The organism is Rhizobium sp. WW_1 (assembly GCF_003610155.1).
In the GTDB taxonomy this organism is placed as follows: Bacteria; Pseudomonadota; Alphaproteobacteria; order Rhizobiales; family Rhizobiaceae; genus Rhizobium; species Rhizobium tropici_A.
This window is the reverse complement of the sequence record NZ_RAIN01000002.1, coordinates 522,157-541,661: the sequence shown is the minus strand read 5'-3', so window position 1 is coordinate 541,661 and position 19,505 is coordinate 522,157. Positions and strand designations below refer to the sequence as shown.

Annotated in this window: 17 protein-coding genes and 1 riboswitch; of the genes, 9 read left to right on the top strand and 8 right to left on the bottom strand. The window is 60.9% G+C overall.

The window, feature by feature from the left end:
- Nucleotides 1-10 precede the first annotated feature (10 nt).
- From BJ928_RS09925 to BJ928_RS09895, 7 genes are all read right to left on the bottom strand, one after another.
- A complete protein-coding gene (locus tag BJ928_RS09925) occupies nucleotides 11-1,156 on the bottom strand; it encodes an aldo/keto reductase (protein WP_047631660.1) in 1,146 nt (381 codons plus the stop codon).
- Nucleotides 1,157-1,185: 29 nt separating this feature from the next.
- Complete coding sequence (locus BJ928_RS09920; protein WP_047631661.1) at nucleotides 1,186-1,920, bottom strand: aspartate/glutamate racemase family protein; 735 nt, start codon at nucleotides 1,918-1,920, stop codon at nucleotides 1,186-1,188.
- Nucleotides 1,921-1,985: 65 nt separating this feature from the next.
- Nucleotides 1,986-2,825, bottom strand: coding sequence for a transporter substrate-binding domain-containing protein (locus tag BJ928_RS09915; protein WP_047631662.1), 840 nt, complete (start codon nucleotides 2,823-2,825; stop codon nucleotides 1,986-1,988).
- 24 nt (nucleotides 2,826-2,849) lie between these two features.
- Nucleotides 2,850-3,512, bottom strand: coding sequence for an amino acid ABC transporter permease (locus BJ928_RS09910; RefSeq protein WP_047631663.1), 663 nt, complete (start codon nucleotides 3,510-3,512; stop codon nucleotides 2,850-2,852).
- Nucleotides 3,512-4,156: an amino acid ABC transporter permease gene (locus BJ928_RS09905; RefSeq protein WP_047631664.1), complete on the bottom strand. Its 645-nt coding sequence runs from the start codon at nucleotides 4,154-4,156 to the stop codon at nucleotides 3,512-3,514. Before BJ928_RS09905 ends, BJ928_RS09910 begins: the two co-directional genes overlap by 1 nt.
- Nucleotides 4,153-4,917, bottom strand: a complete 765-nt coding sequence (locus tag BJ928_RS09900) for an amino acid ABC transporter ATP-binding protein (protein ID WP_047631909.1) — start codon at nucleotides 4,915-4,917, stop codon at nucleotides 4,153-4,155. Before BJ928_RS09900 ends, BJ928_RS09905 begins: the two co-directional genes overlap by 4 nt.
- A gap of 323 nt (nucleotides 4,918-5,240) precedes the next feature.
- Nucleotides 5,241-5,879, bottom strand: coding sequence for a sulfatase/phosphatase domain-containing protein (locus tag BJ928_RS09895; RefSeq protein ID WP_348628202.1), 639 nt, complete (start codon nucleotides 5,877-5,879; stop codon nucleotides 5,241-5,243).
- A 120-nt stretch (nucleotides 5,880-5,999) separates the two neighbouring features.
- Nucleotides 6,000-6,113: riboswitch (guanidine-I (ykkC/yxkD leader) on the top strand.
- Between the two features lie 74 nt (nucleotides 6,114-6,187).
- Between BJ928_RS09895 and BJ928_RS09890 the strand changes: the two genes are divergently transcribed.
- The 8 genes from BJ928_RS09890 to BJ928_RS39725 are packed head-to-tail and all read left to right on the top strand — an operon-like array spanning nucleotide 6,188 to nucleotide 15,932.
- Complete coding sequence (locus tag BJ928_RS09890; RefSeq protein ID WP_047631665.1) at nucleotides 6,188-7,261, top strand: putative urea ABC transporter substrate-binding protein; 1,074 nt, start codon at nucleotides 6,188-6,190, stop codon at nucleotides 7,259-7,261.
- 57 nt (nucleotides 7,262-7,318) lie between these two features.
- Nucleotides 7,319-8,137, top strand: coding sequence for an ABC transporter permease (locus tag BJ928_RS09885; protein WP_047631666.1), 819 nt, complete (start codon nucleotides 7,319-7,321; stop codon nucleotides 8,135-8,137).
- Nucleotides 8,134-8,955, top strand: coding sequence for an ABC transporter ATP-binding protein (locus tag BJ928_RS09880; protein ID WP_047631667.1), 822 nt, complete (start codon nucleotides 8,134-8,136; stop codon nucleotides 8,953-8,955). Before BJ928_RS09885 ends, BJ928_RS09880 begins: the two co-directional genes overlap by 4 nt.
- Nucleotides 8,956-8,957: 2 nt before the next feature.
- A complete protein-coding gene (locus tag BJ928_RS09875) occupies nucleotides 8,958-9,776 on the top strand; it encodes an urea amidolyase associated protein UAAP1 (RefSeq protein ID WP_047631668.1) in 819 nt (272 codons plus the stop codon).
- A 15-nt stretch (nucleotides 9,777-9,791) separates the two neighbouring features.
- Nucleotides 9,792-10,442 carry an urea amidolyase associated protein UAAP2 gene (locus BJ928_RS09870; RefSeq protein ID WP_047631669.1) on the top strand — a complete coding sequence of 217 codons (651 nt, stop codon included), beginning with the start codon at nucleotides 9,792-9,794 and terminating at the stop codon, nucleotides 10,440-10,442.
- Nucleotide 10,443: 1 nt separating this feature from the next.
- On the top strand, nucleotides 10,444-13,980 hold the full coding sequence (gene uca / locus BJ928_RS09865; RefSeq protein WP_047631670.1) for an urea carboxylase: 3,537 nt from the start codon (nucleotides 10,444-10,446) through the stop codon (nucleotides 13,978-13,980).
- Nucleotides 13,980-15,791 carry an allophanate hydrolase gene (atzF, locus tag BJ928_RS09860; protein WP_047631671.1) on the top strand — a complete coding sequence of 604 codons (1,812 nt, stop codon included), beginning with the start codon at nucleotides 13,980-13,982 and terminating at the stop codon, nucleotides 15,789-15,791. The genes uca and atzF overlap by 1 nt, the downstream gene beginning before the upstream one ends.
- 12 nt (nucleotides 15,792-15,803) lie before the next feature.
- Entirely contained in the window at nucleotides 15,804-15,932 is a 129-nt protein-coding gene (locus BJ928_RS39725) for a hypothetical protein (protein WP_281024120.1), read from the top strand.
- A gap of 292 nt (nucleotides 15,933-16,224) precedes the next feature.
- Here the strand turns inward: BJ928_RS39725 and BJ928_RS09855 are convergent, their stop codons facing one another.
- Nucleotides 16,225-18,279 carry a bifunctional aldolase/short-chain dehydrogenase gene (locus BJ928_RS09855; RefSeq protein ID WP_047631672.1) on the bottom strand — a complete coding sequence of 685 codons (2,055 nt, stop codon included), beginning with the start codon at nucleotides 18,277-18,279 and terminating at the stop codon, nucleotides 16,225-16,227.
- Between the two features lie 226 nt (nucleotides 18,280-18,505).
- On the opposite strand from BJ928_RS09855, the gene BJ928_RS09850 reads away from it, so the two are divergent.
- Entirely contained in the window at nucleotides 18,506-19,486 is a 981-nt protein-coding gene (locus BJ928_RS09850) for a sugar-binding transcriptional regulator (RefSeq protein WP_047631673.1), read from the top strand.
- Nucleotides 19,487-19,505 lie beyond the last annotated feature (19 nt).

Here is a 19,505-nt window from a genome sequence, read left to right as displayed (position 1 = left end):
AGTCGCCCATTCAATCGAGAGTCTTGTTCTTCGGTTGGCCGAATGCATAGTCGGTGACCTTGGGCAGCAGGATCTCCCTGCGATAGTTTGGCGGCTTGTCGCCGACAGATGCACCGGCATTCAGGATCGCGGCCTGATAGTCGTCGGCGAACAGCGCATAGGGATAGGGCGCATCGATGGCGGTGACGCGATCGAGTTCCGCGCGGAATTCAGCCGGGATCTCAAACTCGAGCGCGGCGAGATTGTCGTCGAGTTGCGAAAGCCGGCTGGCGCCGACGATCGCCGCAGCGACCCCCGGACGGTTGACGCACCAGTTAAGCGCCACCTGCGCCATGCTGCGCCCCATCTCGTCGGCGACCCTTTCCAGCACGGTGAGGATGCGCGTATTGCGCTCGGTGAACAGTCCGAGGCCGCCGCCTGATGTGTCCTGCGAAAGCCGTCCCCCTTCAGTCGCGCCGGGGCGATATTTTCCGGATAGGAGCCCCATGGCAAGCGGGCTCCAGGCGGTGATGCCAAGACCGAGCGTCTCAGCGAACGGCACGAATTCGTGCTCGATGCTCCGCTCCACCAGCGAATAGGGCAATTGCAGGCAGATCGGCTGGGTGAGCGTGTGCGCTTCCGCCCATGTCTGGGCACGGGCTGCGTACCAGCCGGGCACGTCCGAAAGCCCGGCATAGCGGATCTTGCCGGCACGCACGAGGTCGTCGAAGGTCCGCATGACTTCTTCAGCCGGCGTCATGCGATCCCACGTATGGAGAAGATAGAGATCGATATAGTCGGTCTTCAAACGCTTCAGCGACGCATCGACGGCCTGCATCATTGCCTTGCGGCCGTTTCCGCCGGCATTCGGGTTACCAGGAGACAGGCTGTTGGAGAACTTTGTGGCAATCACGACTTCATCACGCAAGCCCGCTTCTGCCACGAAGCTGCCGACAAGCTTTTCGCTCAAGCCGCCGGCATAGGAATTGGCCGTGTCGATGAAGTTGCCGCCCGCTGCGATATAGCGCTCGAAAATCGACCGCGCCGTCTCTTCATCCGCGCCCCAGCTTCCACCGATGCCGCGAATGCCGCCGTTGCCGAACGTCATTGTGCCCAGGGCCAGACGGCTGACACGCAGCCCCGAGCGTCCAAGCAGATAATATTGATCGACAGACATGGCTGCTCTCCCGGTCGAAGCTGCCCGCGTCACATGCTGCCGGCATAGGGCCGACGAGCGATGCTCTGCTGGACGTAGTTGATCATGGTGATGAAGTCGAAGACGGGGCGGCCCGTCGCGGCCTGGACGGCATGCGCATAGGGCGGCAGATCGCTGCACTCCAGAAGTATGGATCGGACATGAGGATGTTCCTCCACCAGACGGCGGGCAACACGCGTCACCTCGCGCTCAATCTCGGCCGAATCCAGCGTTCCCTTTTCTTCGAGGATAGCCTGGCGAAATTCCGTCTGATCCTCCATGCCGGCGATCGCAAGTGAAATGCCGTCCGGCACATTGCAGGCCGCAAAATGTCGGGGCGTCAGCCGCGATGCATTGGCTGTGATGACGCCGACGCTACCGCCGCAAAGCGCGTGCATGAAGGGAATTTGCATCAGGCTCGACAGGAAGACCGGGATGTCGAGCGCCGCTGCCACCTCCTCCTGAAAATAGGCCATGAAACCGCAGGCACCGGTAATGGCCTTGACGCCGCGGCTTTGCAATTCCAGGGCAGCTTCCACGAACGCCTCCTTCAGGGCGGGATCTCGCTGGTTCAAGAGCCGGTCGATCGACGCCCCGCGTACCTCCTGAAACCGGACCGGATAAGTGTAGGTGGTGGCATTGCCGACATTTCCTGGAACGCAGGGATAGGCGGCATCGAGGATCAGAATGCCGATCTGCTCTCCATACCATGACTGCGTCCTGCGTGTGACCGTATAGACCGTCATCGCCATCTCTCCCAATGAATGTTCGCGCGAAGCGGGAGAGATAGCCTCTCCCGCCCGGCAAAACTTTACTGCACCAGACGCGGAGCACCGGTTTCGGCTGCCGTTCCGTCGAGACCGTAGGATTTGAGGATCTTGACGATCGTTCCGTCCTTATGCATCGCCTCGATATTGCTATCGAGCGCCTCGCCGAATTCCTTTGCCTTCAATGAATATGGAAAGGCAGCCTGCGCCGCTTCCTTGGTCGCCTTCACGCGCGGATCGGCGGCGGCAACGGCGACCTTGACATCCTTCAACGCGCCCTTCTGCGCAGCAACGACGCCCGTCGAATAGCCGTCCACGGCGACATCGATGCGTCCGGCGAACAGATCCTGCTGCATGTTGACGGAATTCGGATAGAGCTTCAGCGACGCACCGAGCAAGGTCTTCAGATCGGCAACCCAGAGATAACCCTGGACCGTACCGACCTTCTTGCCTTCAAGATCGGATACATTCTTGAAGCCTTGCTTGGAGTAGATCGCCATCTGGTCGGTATAAAGCGGCGCGGACAGGTTCATCGCCTTGGCCCGCTCCGCGGTGCGATACCAGTCGCCTGTGGTGATATCCGCCTGGCCGGACAGAACATATTGAATTGCGGCAGCCGGATCGACCGCGACCGCCTTGACCTGCAGGCACTCACGCTTGGCGAATTCGGCGGCAATATCGCCGTCGATCCCCTTCATGTTGCCGCTATCATCCATGTAGGAATGTGGCGCATAGGTCGTTACCGCGACCGTCAGCGTACCCGGTTCGATAGTGCTGAATTTATGCTTCGGCGTGCAATCGGCGGCAAAGGTCATCTGGGCCGACAAGAACAATCCAGCAATGCCGGACACGAGGAGGAAAGCCTTGGACTTCAATGCAGGCATGCCGGAATTCCTTTCAGTGGAAAGTTAGCGTTGAGCATAGAGGCCGGCACGCTTCTCGACATAGCTGACGAGACATGCGGCCGGTATCGAAATGCAGGCGTAAAGAGCGCCTGCGCAAAGCAGAACCGGAAAATAGCGGAAGGTGTTGGAGCCAATTTCGTAAGCCCTGCTCACAAGCTCGGGTAAGGTAATCGTGAAGCACAGCGAAGTACCCTGGAAGATCAGGATCGAGAAACCGAGAAGCGCCGGCAGCGCCACACGCAAACCCTGCGGCAGCAAGACATAACGCAGCTCGTCGGTACGGTTGAGACCGAGCGCTTCGGCGGCCTCGCGTTGGCCCTGCGGGATCGATAGCAGGCTTGCTCGAATGATCTCGCTGGTATAGGCGCCCGTATTCCAGGCAAGCGCGATCACCGCCGCCGCGAAGGATTCGATCGTCAAGCCTGCGCTGGGCAGTCCGAAATAGATGAATTGCAGAAGTACCAGCGCCGGTGCTCCGCGCCCGATTTCGACAAGCAAAAGCGAAGCGATCCGCAGTGTCCTGTTGCGCGCCAACACACCCAGCGCCAACAAAAGTCCGAAGGGAATACCAAGCAGAAGGCTAAGCGCGGTAACCTGAAGGCTGATTGAAAGACCACCGAGAAGGTCAGGCGTCCAGGAGGCAATTTCTTCAAAGGTCGGAAACATCAGCGCGCCACCTTGGATCGGAGATGAGCGTCGGTCAGCCGTGACAACCAGGCCACCGGCAAGCTGAGGAAGATGTAGAAAAGTCCGACGACGGCGAATATTTCCAGACCTCGAAACGTCAGTTGCGAAAGCTGGTTGCCCTGGTAGACGAGTTCCGTCACCCCGATCGTCGAGGCAACTGCCGTCTCCTTCATCAGACCAATCAGATAGCTTGCTGCCGACGGCAGGGCCACCCTGAATGCCTGTGGCGCCACGACATCCCTCATCGTGTACCACCGGCCAAGGTCGAGAGCAGTCGAGGCCTCCCATTGGCCGTGATGAATCGAGCTTAGGGCGCCGCGGTAGATTTCGGCCATGTTCGCTGCAGCGATTAGGCCAAGACCGGACAGGGCAGCAACAAAGGGATTGATCGGGAAATAGCTCATTCCGAGGCCGAAGAAGATGATGAACAACCACAGGATCGGCGGAATGGCGCGGATGATCTGTATGACGGCCGCGGCCAGGAGACGCGCGGCAAGAAATCGGCTTCGGCGTGCCGCCAAGAGCGGCACGGCAAGCACGGCACCGATGGCGAAGGAGCCGATCGTCAAGGCGACCGTCCAGGCGAGCCCCCGAAAGAACATGAAAAAGTCGGCAGCACTCATCGATCATGCACCGCGCGAAGGAAGCGACGCGTCCGCTCGTGCTGCGGATTGCGCATGACCTCAGTCGATGGGCCCTTTTCCACGATTTGCCCGTCCGCCATGATCATCACCGTGTCGGACACGTTTTCGGCAAACCCCATCTCGTGGGTCACGACGATCATCGTCATGCCGCTTTCGGCCAGCTCCCGCATGACCGCCAGCACCTCTAGCCCAAGCTCCGGGTCGAGCGCGGATGTCGGCTCGTCGAACAACATGACCTCGGGATCGAGCGCCAGGGCTCGGGCGATGGCGATTCGCTGCTGTTGCCCTCCCGAGCAGCGACCGGGAAACTGCGCTGCCTTTTCGGCAAGTCCGACGCGGTTCAATAGTTGCATCGAGCGCTCGTCTGCTTCAGCCCTGCTGCGGCCAAGCACCCGTTCCTGCGCAAGGCTGACATTGCGCAACACCGACATATGCGGAAAGAGATTGAACGATTGAAAAACCATTCCAACACGCCGACGCAAGCTCGAAAGCTCGCTGCGAGATACCGGTTGCGCCGCGTTGATCGTCGTTGGGCCTATGGTAATGGTACCGCCGGATGGCGGCTCGAGATAATTGATGCAGCGAAGAAGCGTGCTCTTTCCCGAACCGCTGGGGCCAATGATTGCAAGAACTTCACCTGAACCGACTTCAAGATCGATCTGGTCCAGAACAATATGCGTTCCATAGTGCTTGCTGAGCGAGTGCAGACCGATAAGGGTCTTGCCGGACGTGGCTTTCATATAATTCCGAACCTCTCGCGTGAAGTGGATATGAAAATCCAAGTTCTCGCTCTTGCCGACGATGCCGTCAGTGCCATTCGACCTCCGAGAAGACGCACACACCCACGCGAGCGCATCCTGCCTTACGACGACGTGATGTTTGCTTTTCGGCTGCTTCGCTTTTTGAAGCAGCTCCGTTCCCATCTTTATTTGCCTAAACTTAGCATCGTGTCGCGGCGACGGGACTGCAAAAAAAATGCATGGCAATATAACTTGAGGTTATGAGGTGCGATCGGAGTGTCGGTGGTCAATTTTACAACCGCGACCAGGGCCTGCGAGATCCCTTATTCTATATCCCCGATCGGTCGTTCCCGATCCCTGGCATCGATCAAATCAGATGCGCGAAGGCGGTACTGGCGAGGATATCTTGGTTTGGCATCGCATATCTCGGGCTTTTGTCCGTCTTCGATCCGGTCAATCCAATCGAGGAGCCGAGCCTTCAAATCATCTGCAACCTCCCGAAACGACGTTAAGCCGATGAGGTTCACCATTTCGTAGGGGTCGTTGTCCAGATCGTAGAGATAGCTTTCCCTATAGATATTCGAGCTCGGAAGATCTTCGTTGTATTGGGATGTCACTCCATACTTCCAGCGATGGGTACGAAGAGCCCGGCCGGTCTCCGTTTCTGAGATCTGAAAAAATACGTCCCGCCGCCATGGCGCCCGATGATCGCGGATGACAGGCATGATCGAGCTACCCGCCATTTCTGCCGGCACCGGAATTCCCACCGCATCGAGTAATGTGGGAGCGACGTCGACTGTGCTGAAAAGCGCGCGCACCTGCCCCCCGGCGACAAAGCCCGGCCCGGTTATCATGGTGGGAACACGAACGGCACTATACCTATCCGGGATCGCTCCGCGTGGTAGCTCCGCGGACTTTTCCTTCCGGCCGGATGGACATTTGCGTGATGATCCACGCGCCACCGAAGCGTATAATTTTTATGCAACTATATTGGCTGCTGATTTTATCAGCAATTCATCTCCCCAACTACTTTAACAAAATCAATGCATTAGGATTTGGCACGCCGCTTGCTTCGATATCAGCGAGTTGGTGGCTAGGGTTCCGGCGCTTCGTTGAAAGCGTGGCTGGTCCGAGAGCTACCACCGGATGGGGGAGAAATCCCACCGGATGCACGGCGGGATAAAAGCCCGGGAGACCTCGTAAGCCAAGGGATTGGCGGCGCGATGGTCTTTGCCGATCCCTTTTTGACAAAAGCAAAAGGGGAATTTCAATGCAGACTTTTTCGAAAATCCTTTCCGTCACAGCCCTGTCGGTGTCGCTGGCCCTGGGGCTCGGCTCCGTCGCCAGCGCCGCGCCGAAGACCAGCTTCAAGGTCGCCTGGTCGATCTATGTCGGCTGGATGCCGTGGGGCTACGCCGCCGATCATGGCATCGTCAAGAAATGGGCCGACAAATACGGCATCAACATCGAGGTCACCCAGTTCAACGACTATGTCGAGTCGATGAACCAATATACGGCCGGCGCCTTCGATGCGGTGACGCTGACCAATATGGACGGCCTGTCGATCCCGGCCGCCGGCGGAGTTGACACGACGGCGGTCATCGTCGGTGACTTCTCCAATGGCAACGATGCCGTCATCCTCAAGGACAAGGCCAACCTCGCCGATATCAAGGGCCAGAACGTCAACCTCGTCGAATATTCCGTCTCGCATTATCTGCTCGCTCGCGCGCTCGACAGCATCAAGCTCACTGAGCGCGACGTGAAGGTCGTCAACACCTCTGACGCCGATATGGTTGCGGCCTACAAGACGCCTGATGTTTCCGCCGTCGTCACCTGGAACCCGCTGGTTTCGACCATTCTCGAAGACCCAACGGCAAAGAAGGTTTTCGACAGTTCGCAGGTGCCGGGCGAAATCATCGACCTGATGGTCGCCAACAGTAATGTGTTGAAGGACAACCCGAATTTCGGCAAGGCGCTCGCCGGCATCTGGTATGAAACGGCCGCGCTGATGAAGGCCGACACGCCGGAAGGCAAGGCGGCGCGCGAGGCCATGGGCAAGGCGTCGGGCACCGACCTCAAGGGCTTCGAAGCGCAGCTCGCGGCAACGCGGCTTTTCGACAAGCCCGCCGACGCGCTCACCTTCACCACCTCGCCGAACCTGCCGAAGACCATGGATCTGGTGCGCAACTTCCTCTTCCAGAAGGGACTGCTCGGCAATGGCGCGGCTTCCGCCGATGTCATCGGCATCGAGATGCCCGACGGCAAGGTGCTTGGCGACAGCAAGAACATCAAGCTTCGCTTCACCGACGCCTACATGAAACCCGCCGCCGACGGCTTGCTCTGAGCCTTCTTGAACGGCGGCGCGCCAGCGCCGCCAGCCATTCCTTCCGCGGAGCCTTTCATGCGTTGGATCAATACCAAGCCAAGTCCCGGTGCGCAGCTTGCCTTGACACTTCTGCCTTTTGCGCTGCTGATCATCGCCTATGCGATCGGCTCTGCCGCAAGGCTTGCCGAAAATGCCAATGACAAGCTGCTTCCCAATTTCGCGGGCTTTGCCGACGCCATCAACCGCCTGGCCTTCATCGCCGATCCGCGTACGGGAGACTACCTGCTGTGGTCGGATACCGGGGCAAGCCTGGTGCGACTGCTTTCCGGCCTTGGCATATCGACGGCGATCGCGCTTTGCCTCGGCATGCTGATCGGCATGCTGCCTTATCTGAGAGCCCTTCTGTCACCCTTCGTCGCCGTCATTTCCATGGTGCCGCCGCTGGCACTGCTGCCGATCCTCTTCATCGTCATGGGTCTTGGGGAAACCTCGAAGATCGCGCTGATCGTCATCGGCGTCGCGCCGACGATGGTTCGGGATCTGGCCCTGAAGGCGCTGGAACTGCCGCGCGAACAGATCGTCAAGGCCGAGACGCTCGGCGGCTCCTCCTGGCAGATCGCCCTTCGTGTCGTGCTGCCGCAGATCCTGCCGCGGCTCATTACCTGCCTCAGGCTGCAGCTCGGCCCGGCCTGGCTGTTCCTGATCGCCGCCGAGGCGATCTCTTCCGACGCGGGCCTCGGCTACCGTATCTTCCTCGTGCGCCGCTATCTCTCGATGGACGTGATCTTTCCCTATGTCGTCTGGATCACGCTGCTCGCCGTGCTGATGAATTATCTGCTCGATCGCGTCCGCATCGTCGTCTTCCCCTGGTCCGAACTGGAGAAGCAGGCATGAGCGAGCTCAAGATAGAAAAGGTCTGGAAGGAATATGGCGACCAGATCGTGCTCGAGGATGTCTCGCTGACCGTCGCTTCGCGCGCCTTCGTCGCGCTGGTCGGTCCCTCCGGCTGCGGCAAGTCCACCTTCCTGCGCATGCTGCTCGGGCAGGAACAACCGACGCGGGGCACGATCCTTCTCGATGGCACGCCCCTTCCCTCCGAACCGTGTGCCGACCGTGGCGTGGTCTTCCAGCGCTATTCGGTCTTTCCGCATCTGACAGCACTCGGCAACGTGCTACTCGGCAAGGAGCTTGCCGCCTCGCGCTACAAGGCACGGCTCTTCGGCCAGGCTCGCCGTAACGCCATCGATGAGGCACGCACGCTTCTCGCCGAAGTCGGCCTTGCCGGCGCGGAGACCAAATACCCGGCCCAGCTTTCGGGCGGCATGCAGCAGCGCCTGGCATTGGCGCAGGCGCTCATCATGCGCCCCAAGGTGCTGCTGCTCGACGAACCTTTCGGTGCGCTCGATCCGGGCATCCGCGCGGAAATCCATACTTTGATGAAGCGCCTCTGGCATGAGACGCAGATGACCGTGGTCATGGTGACCCATGACATGCGCGAGGCCTTCACGCTTGCGACCCGCGTCGTCGCCTTCGAACGTCGACGCGATCGACCTGAAGAAAAAGAGCGCTACGGCGCCACCATCACCAAGGACATCTCCATCTGGCCGCCGCGCATCGCCGGCGCGACCTCGATCTTTGGCCCCGACCGGGACGGCCCGGTCTCTTCCCTGGGGCACAGCCGGGACGACCTGGCACCGTCGGGAAACTTTTAGCCATGCAGCACATCAGACGTTCGCCGGAAGAAATCGCCGCCAATCGCGCGCGATATCAAGACCATCAAAGGAAGGGGCTGGAGTTCGCACCCAAGGCATTGCCGACGCCAAGCCCGCTTCCCGCCAGGGAGATCGACCCCGCCCTTGTCGTCCACCAGGAGACCCTGCCCGGCGGCTGGTACTGGTCGACACGTGTCACGAAGGGAGAAACGCTGCGCATCGCGCAAGAACAAGGGTTCTCCAGCATCGCGCTCGTCGCCTGGAACGAGACCGACCAGAGCGAACGGCTGAACCTCGTCGATACCGTCAAGATGCAATGGACGACGGCGCTGTCGAAGGGCCGCGTGATCTTCTCTGACATGGGCCGCGTCATGTTCTCGGTGACGGAAGATTCTTCCGGCGCTCATGATTGCCTGATGGGCGGCTCTACCGCCGCCTCGACCCTCGCAAAATATGGCGAAGGCAAGCGCAACACCCGCGACAACCTCGTGCTGCTTGCCACCAAGGCCGGGATGGACCGGCGTGACATTCCTGCTGCGTTTTCGCTTTTTGCCCCTGTCCGCGTCGACGCGGACGGCAAGTTCGCATGGCGGCAGGAGCTTCTGCATGATGGCGACTATGTCCACCTTCGCGCCGAGATGGATATGATCGTCGGCTTTTCCAATTGCCCGCACCCGCTCGATCCAAATCCGCATTACGCGCCGAATCCGGTCGTCATCAGCCGCCTGGCTTCCCGGCCCATCGTGTCCGACGATCTCTGCCGGACTGCCACCGCCGAAGCCGTGCGCGGCTTCGAAAACAACGCCTTTGCCAACCTTTGAGCCGGGAGAACGATCATGAGCGATTTCATCCAGACCGCGCCTTCCCGCACGCTCGATAAGGCTTTGCAGGATCATTTCATCGCCGCCGAGGCGCCGTTTTCGACCATCGTGCGCAAGGGCCAGACGCTGCGCATCGAGGACAGCTACGGCCAGCAGGCGATCGACACGCTGTTCTACAATGCCGGCGATTATTCCGAGCGCTATTCCAACCAGGACACGATGCGCGAACAGGGCGCCGCCTACATCACCACGGGCACCCGGATCATCTCCAACGAGGGGCGCGTCATGCTGACCATGACAGCCGACAGCTGTGGTCGGCATGATACCTCGGCCGGCGCCTGCTCCTGCGAGAGCAACACGGTGCGTTTCGGCCATGGCACGAAGTATCTTCACGCCTGCCGCGACAATTTCGTGCTCGAAGTCTCCAGGCACGGCATGGGCAAACGCGACGTCGTGCCCAACATCAACTTCTTCATGAACGTGCCGATCGAACCATCAGGCGAAATGACGATCGTCGACGGCATCTCCGCTCCCGGCGATTATGTCGAGCTGAAGGCCGAGATGGACGTACTCCTCGTCATCTCCAATTGCCCGCAGATCAACAATCCCTGCAACGGCTTCGATCCGACGCCGATCCGCGTACTCGTATGGGACGGTGAGGCTTGAGATGTTCAAGAAGATATTGATCGCCAATCGCGGCGAGATCGCGGTGCGGATCATCGGAACGCTGCGGCGCATGGGCATTGCCTCTGTTGCGGTTTACTCCGATGCGGACCGCTTCTCCAAGGCCTCCCTGATCGCCGACGAAGCCATAAGGCTCGGCCCGGCGCCGGCTCTCGAAAGCTACCTCAATGTCGACGCCGTCATTGCCGCCTGCAAGGCAACGGGTGCCGAGGCCGTACATCCCGGCTACGGCTTCCTTTCGGAAAACATCGGTTTTGCCGAACGGCTGGCAAGGGAAGGCATCGTTTTCATCGGGCCAACGCCTGATAATATCGCCGCCTTCGGGCTGAAGCACACGGCGCGCGAGCTGGCGCGCAGCAGCGGAGTACCGCTGCTTCCCGGCAGCGATCTGGTCGAGACAAGCGAGGCAGCGCTCACCGCGGCCGCCGAAATTGGCTACCCGGTCATGCTGAAATCGACGGCCGGAGGCGGCGGTATCGGCATGCAGCTCTGCGAGGATACTGATAGTCTCCAGGCTGCCTTCGACAGCGTGCAGCGCACCGCCAGGGCGAGCTTCGGCGATGCCCGTGTCTATCTGGAACGCTTCGTCGCCAGGGCGCGGCATGTCGAGGTGCAGATCTTCGGCGACGGCAAGGGCCGCGTGATCGCGCTCGGCGAGCGCGACTGCTCGCTGCAGCGCCGGAACCAGAAGGTGATCGAGGAGACACCCGCGCCCGGCCTATCGCCCTCCGTGCGCGAGCGCCTGCATGGCGCAGCGATCGCGCTTGGCACCTCCGCGCACTATCGCTCGGCCGGTACGGTCGAATTCCTCTATGATCCCGCACGCGAGGAGTTCTACTTCCTCGAGGTCAATACGAGGCTCCAGGTCGAGCATCCCGTCACGGAGGCCGTCTACGGTATCGATCTCGTCGAATGGATGATCCGTCAGGCCGCCGGAGAAGAGGTGATATCAGGCAATGAACGGCTTGTTCCGAAGGGAGCGGCGATCGAGGCGCGCGTCTACGCCGAAATGCCACATGCGGGCTTCCGGCCGAGCGCCGGTCTTTTGACGGAGGTCGTCTTTCCGCAAGACGCGCGCGTCGACGGTTGGATCGAGACGGGCACGGAGGTCACGCCCTTGTACGACCCGATGCTCGCCAAGGTGATCGTCGCTGCCGAAGACCGGCCGGCCGCGATCGAGAAACTCAAAACCGCGCTTTCGCAAAGCTCCATCTCCGGCATCGAAACCAACCTCAACTATCTGAAGGCGATCGCCGGATCGGATCTGCTTGCGAGCGGCAAAGTGGCGACGACAGCACTCAAGGATTTTGCCTTCGTGCCCGATGTGATCGAGGTGGTGGCGCCCGGCGCACAGTCGAGCATCCAGGAGCTCCCCGGCAGGCTGGGACTCTGGCATGTCGGTGTGCCGCCCAGCGGCCCGATGGACGAGCGCTCGTTCCGCCATGCAAACAGGCTGGTCGGCAACGCCGACGAGACTGCCGCACTGGAGCTGACGGTCTCGGGACCGATCCTCAAGATCTTCTCCGACGTGACGATCGCGCTTGCGGGCGCTCGTATGCCGATGACCCTCGATGGCGTTCCGTTACCCCATGATGAAGCCATCATCGCCAAGGCAGGGCAGACGCTTGCCATTGGCGCCATAGACGGCCCGGGCCAGCGCTCCTATCTCGCCGTTGCCGGCGGCTTTGCTGCACCGATCATGCTCGGCTCCAGGGCGACCTTCGGCCTCGGCCAGTTCGGAGGTCATGCGACGGGCACGCTGCAGACCGGCCACGTCTTGCGGCTGGCACGTGCGGCTCAGTTGCAGGCCAGGCCGGCGGCAATGCCTGCCGCCCTCACCCGGATCTGGGAGGTCGGCGTCGTCTACGGACCGCATGGCGCGCCGGACTTCTTTCTGGACGACGATATCGAGACCTTGTTCGCAGCCGAGTACGAGGTGCATTTCAACAGCGCCCGCACCGGTGTGCGCCTGATCGGGCCTACACCCAAATGGGCACGCAGCGACGGCGGCGAGGCCGGCCTTCACCCCTCCAACCTTCACGACAACGCCTATGCGATCGGCGCGATCGATTTTACGGGCGACATGCCGATCATTCTCGGTCCCGACGGACCGAGCCTCGGCGGCTTCGTCTGCCCGGCCGTCATTGCGCGCGACGAGCAGTGGAAAATGGGGCAGTTCAAGCCGGGCGACAAGATCCGCTTTCACCCCATGGCGCGCCGTGAGGACGCCATCGCCGGCCCGACGGTTCGCCGCGCGCCAAAAGAGACCGGATCGGCGATCGTCGGCCAGAACCGGGACGGACCGGTGCCCGTGGTCTATCGCCGGCAGGGCGATGATAATCTGCTGATCGAATACGGGCCGATGACGCTCGACATCGCGCTGCGTTTGCGTGTCCATCTGTTGATGCAGGCGATCGTCGATGCCCGCCTACCCGGCATCATCGACCTGACGCCCGGCATCCGCTCGCTGCAGATCCACTATGACGGGACGACGCTGACGCGAAACCGCTTGCTTGGCCTTCTGACCGAGATCGAGGCGAGCCTGCCAACGGCAGATCAGGTAACGGTCCCAAGCCGGATCGTACACCTGCCGCTCTCCTGGAACGATCCGCAGGCCGAGCTTGCCATGCGCAAATATCAGGAACTCGTACGCCCGAACGCGCCATGGTGCCCTTCCAATATCGAGTTCATCCGCCGCATCAACGGCCTGCCCGATGAGCAGGCCGTCCGCGACATCGTCTTTGACGCCAATTATCTCGTGCTCGGCCTTGGCGATGTCTATCTCGGTGCGCCTGTCGCAACGCCGATCGACCCGCGCCATCGGCTGGTGACGACGAAATACAATCCGGCGCGCACCTGGACACCGGAAAACGCCGTGGGGATCGGCGGCGCCTATATGTGCATCTACGGCATGGAGGGACCGGGCGGCTACCAGCTCTTCGGCCGCACGATCCAGGTGTGGAACAGCTGGCGTCAGACGCCGGCCTTCGCCAAGGGCAAGCCCTGGCTTCTCAACTTCTTCGACCAGATCCGCTTCTTCCCCGTCAGTCACGAGGAGCTGACCGAAGCGCGCGCCGCCTTCCCGCACGGCGGTTATCCGGTCAGGATCGAGGAAGCGGAGTTTTCCTATTCGGCTTACGAGGCGCAGCTTGCCGGCGAGGCTGGCGCAATAGGCGCCTTCAAGTCGAAGCAGCAGGCGGCTTTCGAAGCCGAGCGGCAACGCTGGAAGGAACTCGGGCTCGACAGCTTTTCCGTTGACGAAGGCTCAGTGCCCGGTCTTGGTGGAGACATCCCCGAAGGCTGCTTCGGCATCGAAAGCGCGGTGCCCGGCAATGTCTGGAAAATACTCGTCGAGGAAGGCCAGCCGGTTGCAGCCGGCGATACTTTGGCCATCATCGAGTCGATGAAAATGGAAATCAACGTCACCGCGCACGCGCCCGGACGGGTCCGCGATCTGCGCGCTGGACCGGGACGCAACGTCAAGGCCGGCGACGTGCTCGTCATTCTGGAGGAAATCTGATGCTGCCCACCATTCTCGATCTCACCTCGGTCAAGGACGCCTACAAGGCAGGCCTCTCGCCGCTCGACCTGGTGGAGGAGATCATCGAACGATGCAACGCATCCGACGATCCGGCTGTATTCATCACCCTGACATCTCCCGAGGCCCTGCGGCAGGCCGCCCGGGATTTGCTGGCAAAGGCACCCGAGCCCAACAGCCTGCCGCTCTGGGGCATACCTTTCGCAGTCAAGGACAATATCGATGTTGCGGGCCTGCCGACGACAGCTGGTTGCCCCGCCTTTGCCTATCATCCCGAGGCAGATGCGGCGGTGGTCGCGCGCCTCAGAGCAGCCGGCGCGATCGTCATCGGCAAGACCAATCTCGACCAGTTCGCAACCGGCCTCAATGGCACGCGCTCGCCCCACGGCGCACCGCGCTCGGTTTTCGATCGCGCCTATGTCTCCGGCGGCTCCAGTTCCGGTTCGGCGGTTGCCGTGGCCGCCGGTCTTGCGAGCTTCTCGCTCGGGACCGACACGGCGGGCTCCGGCCGGGTACCGGCTGCCTTCAACAATCTCGTCGGCATCAAGCCGACGCCAGGGCTCGTTCCCAATGTCGGCGTGGTGCCGGCCTGCCGCAGCGTCGACGTCGTCACCGTCTTTGCGGCAACCGTTGGCGATGGCGTTGCCGTCCGCAGGATCATGGATGGGTACGATGCCCGCGACCCGTTCTCAAGGCGGGCGCAGCCCGCCCATCTGCCGTCGACGCGCCTGCGCATTGGCGTGCTCGAAAGCTCTGAGCGCGAGTTCTACGGCAACAGCCAAGTCGAGGCCCTCTACGACGCCGCCATCGACAGGGCGAGATCGCTTGGCGCAGAGATCGTGCCCTTCGATTATGCCCCTTTCCGGCAGGCGGCCGAACTGCTCTACAGCGGCCCCTGGGTTGCCGAGCGTCTGGCGGCGGTCAAGGATTTCCTCACCACCAATGCCGGCGATTTCGATCCGACGGTCAGAACCATCATCGAAGGGGCAAGAGGCTATGACGCGGTCGCTGCCTTCGAAGGCAGGTACAAGCTGGAGGCATTGCGGCAAAGGACAAGAACGGAATGGCAGAAGGTCGATTTCTTGATGCTGCCGACATCGCCCACGACCTATACGGTCGAGGAAATGCGGGCCGATCCGATCGTCAGGAACAGCCATTTCGGTCGCTATACGAATTTCGCCAACCTGCTTGATTGCGCGGCAATCGCCGTTCCCGCCGGCTTCGATGCCGAAGGCCATCTGCCCGCCGGTGTGATGCTGGTCGGACCGGCTTTCACCGATGACGCGCTGGCACCCTTTGCCGACGCCATGCATCGAACACTCGGCGCCGGAATGGGCAAGGACCGCACCGCCGCCCTGCCCGAGGCAAGCCGCGTCGAGCCCTTGGCCGACGACATGCTCCCGATCGTCGTCGTTGGCGCACACCTGACCGATATGCCCTTAAATCACGAATTGACGGGCGTCGGCGGATACAGGCTGAGGACCTGCCGGACCGACAAAAGCTACCGCCTCTTTGCGCTCCCTGGCACAGTCCCACCCAAGCCGGGACTGCTGCGCGATCCCGGCTTTACCGGCAATGGCGTCGAAGTCGAAGTCTGGGCCTTGCCGCCCACCGCATTTGCCAATTTCGTTCAAAAAATTCCGGCACCGCTCGGCGTCGGCAAGATCATGCTCGATGACGGCGATTGCATCACCGGATTTTTATGCGAAGCCCATGCGGTCGTGGGCGCACCAGACATCACCGAATTCGGTGGCTGGCGCCATTTTGTCCTTTCCCGCAATTCAGCCATCTGAAAAGGAGAAAAAATGGGGCTTCTGTCAAAGGCAATGAAGCTGGTTCGCCAAGGTCTGATCGCCAGAACCGGCGCCATCGGCATAGATTATTCCACCAAACGCGATTTTCCACCGAAGGTAACCCAAGCCGATAGTTCTTGACGCTTTTGAGATCCGCTCAGTGGCGAGTAGCGGCCCGCATCGTGTCAGATCGAGGTCGCCGGCAAGCTCGTGGAGGTCGATCATGCAAAGGACGGCAGATAAGACCCAGGTACAAACTGCTATCATATTGACTTTTATGCAATTTTGTCTCGTTGGAATTGAATAAATCGCCTAGGCTGGTGACCGCTTTGCCACCAGGAAGCAATGCCACTGTATTCCCAGAGCAAAGCCAGGCTGACGGATGAGTTTGCGGGGCCTCGCGGTTATGTCGACGCGAAGCCCCGTATGGCTATCAGCGCATCATCGCCGCCACATTGCCACCGTCGACTGTGATCACCGCGCCGGTGGATGTGCGCGCGTGAACGAGATGAAGCACGGCCTCGGCCACGTCCTCCGACAGAACTTCCCGCTTCAGAAGATTGCCGCGCATATAGACTTCCGGCGTCACGCCGCGCGCCCGGGCACGCTCCTCCACCATTTCATCCGTCATCAGGCCGGTTCGTATGCGGTCCGGATTGACGGCATTGACAGTGATGCCATCGGCGGCATGCTCCAGCGCATATTGCCGCATCAGCGCCATGAGAGCTGATTTCGACGTACCGTAGGGACCAAAATCGGGACCAGGATTGACGGCCTGCTTGCTCACATTGAAGACGAGCGATCCACCGGTGCCTTGCCGCTGCATGACCCCGATCGCCGCGCGAGCGATGTAATGGTGGCTCCAGAAGTTCAGGTCGAAGGCAGCCCTGAAGAGGGCATCGTCCACCGCCGTCAAGGCTCCCTGGAAGGCAGCCCCGGCATTGGAGACCAGGATATCGATGCCGCCGAATTCCTCGGCAATCCGCGCGATCGCCTGCTCGGCAGCGGCGGGATCGGTCAGATTACAAGAGATGGCAAGACCACCCAATCGCTTGGCTTCGGCCGCCACACGCTCCGCATCGATGTCGATCAGCGCGATTTCCGCGCCCTGGCTCTTCAACATTTCTGCAATCGCAAGACCAAGGCCACCTGCTCCACCAGTCACGGCCGCCACCTGGCGTGTCAGCGGCTTCTCCGTCTGTTTGGTGAGCTTCACCTGCTCCAGCGACCAGTATTCGATATCGAAGAGATCTTCTTCGGACAGCGCCGCGAACCGACCGATGCCTTCGGCACCGCGAATGACTTCGATGGTCGCCTCGGCGACATCGGCGCAGATGCGCGCCGATTTCTGCGTGGCGCCCGCTGCAAAGAGGCCGATACCCTCGACATAGAAGACGCGCGGCATCGGGTCGAGCATCTTCTTGCCACCGCCGACACGCGCATTGTTGCGCTCGAAATAGGCCTTGTAGTCGGCGGCATAGGACGCCACGGCCTCCTTCACCTGCTTCGCCCAGAGATCGACCCCATTCGCCTTCGGCGCGGGCAACGCCACCCCGTAACGCTTGATGTGGATGACATGCTCCGGTGTCGCATTGCCGCGACGGACGAGAGCGGCCGCATTCGGCGCACCACAGAAATCGAGGATGTCATCGCTCGAGCGGTGTTCGATGACGAAGCGGCGTGGGCGCCCTTCTCCCGTACCAGGCAGAGCAATCGCGCCACGCAATATCGGCGCGATATCGGCGATGGAGGCAAGCCCTGCAGGCAGTTCGGCGCTTGCATTGCCAAACGGCCGCGGGCGTCCTTGGGCAATGCGCTTCTCGGCGCGATCGATGGCTGCGATCATGTTTTCATAGGCTTCGCGCGGATCGTCCGACCAGGTGAAGATACCGTGCTTGAGCAGGATCATGCCCGGTGCATCCGGACGCTCGGAAAATGCCTTCAGACACGCCTTGGAAAGGTCGAAACCCGGCATGACATAGGGAACGACGATCATTTCCGGAAAGAGTTCGCGAATGATGTCTTCGCCGCGCGGCTGGTTGGTCAGCGCCACGATGGCATTGGCATGGGTATGATCGACATGCTTGAAAGGCAGGATCGCGTGCAGAATCGCCTCGACCGACGGATTTGGCGAGGCCGGGTCCAGCAGCAGGCGGCGCTGCAGCATGACCATGTCATCGTCCGAGAGAGATGCGTAATTCACCATGGCTTTGAGCGGCGCCAGGTGTAGTGCCGGCAGACCAGCCGGCTCAATCTTGCCCATGTCCCATCCGCTGCCCTTCACGCAAAGTACTTCGACCGGGCTGCCGTCATGATCGATCAGCGTGGTCTTCACCGACGTATTGCCGCCGCCATGCAGAACGAGCTTCGGCTCCGACCCGAGCAGTCGGGTCGTATAGGTACGGATCGCCACGTCGCGACTGACGCCAGCATGTTCGTAAGCGCCAACAATCGAGGCGAAATCCGCTTCGGACCATTTTGATTTCATCTGCCATTTCCCCAGCTGACAGTCTGCGGCCGATGGCGGCAGACATGAAGATGCGTTCACGGAAACCCTCAGTTTTCCGTGCTATAACAAAGACTTCCGGAGGTTCCCCCTCGCGTGATATACAATTGACACCATCAATTGACATTCGTCAACACGATTAAGCGACTTGTTGATTAAAAGCATTTTCTGTGCAACTCAGGCACATCACTGACATCAGGAATTGAATATGACTTCGGACGATCTGACGCCGTCTACACGTGCCATTCCCGCCGAATTCGATGACGCTGTCGTCTGGGCCGCCTGGCTCTATTACGAGAACCAGCTCACGCAGAACGAGATTGCCGCGATGATCGGCGTCTCGCGCGCCACGATCGTCAATTACCTGCAGGAGGCGCGGCAGCGGGGCGTCGTCAGGATTCTGATGAATTCGGAGATCCTCGCGCGCACCAGCATCGCGCGAAAACTGGCCGCCAAGTTCGGACTTGCGGAGGCACTGGTCATTCCGACGGAGAAATCCGCAACGCCGGATGCGAACCTCAAGTCGCTAGGCGCCGGCGGGGCGCGCTTGATAGAGCGTATGGTCGCTCCGGGCGAAACCATCTGTGTTTCCTGGGGACGGACGGTGCTTGCGATCGCCGATGCGATTGCCCTTCCCCGGCCGGTCGAGGGATTGACCGTGGTTCAGGTCACGGGCTCGTCGAGCGGCAAGCGAGAGTTTTCAGCTGAACTCTGCACTTCGATCATGGCACGCAACATGGGCGCAACCAGCATCAACATGCTTGCGCCGACCGTGTTGAGCACAGCAGCGCTTCGCGATGCCCTCATGGGAGAACCGGTGCTCAAGCGGCAATTCGAACTGATCGGCCAGGCCGACATGATCGTATACGGCGTCGGCGGACTTGCCGCTGAAAGCACGATGCGCATCGCCGACGTCACCACCGACGAGGAAATCGACGCCTATGCGCGGGAGGGCGCGGTCGCCGTCCTAATTTGTCGCTTTCTCGATCGCGACGGCAAGCAGATCGTTCGCGATTTTGATCGTCGCATCATCGGTATCGAGCTCGATGAATTGCGCAGCGTTCCGCGCAGACTATGCGTGGCAGGCGGAATCCAGAAAGTGGAAGCGATCCGCGCCGTCCTAGCGGGCGGTTATGCAACCCATCTCGTCACCGATGCGCAGGTCGCGGAACGCTTGCTTGCTGATTGAGGAAAGGGGCGGCCAGAAT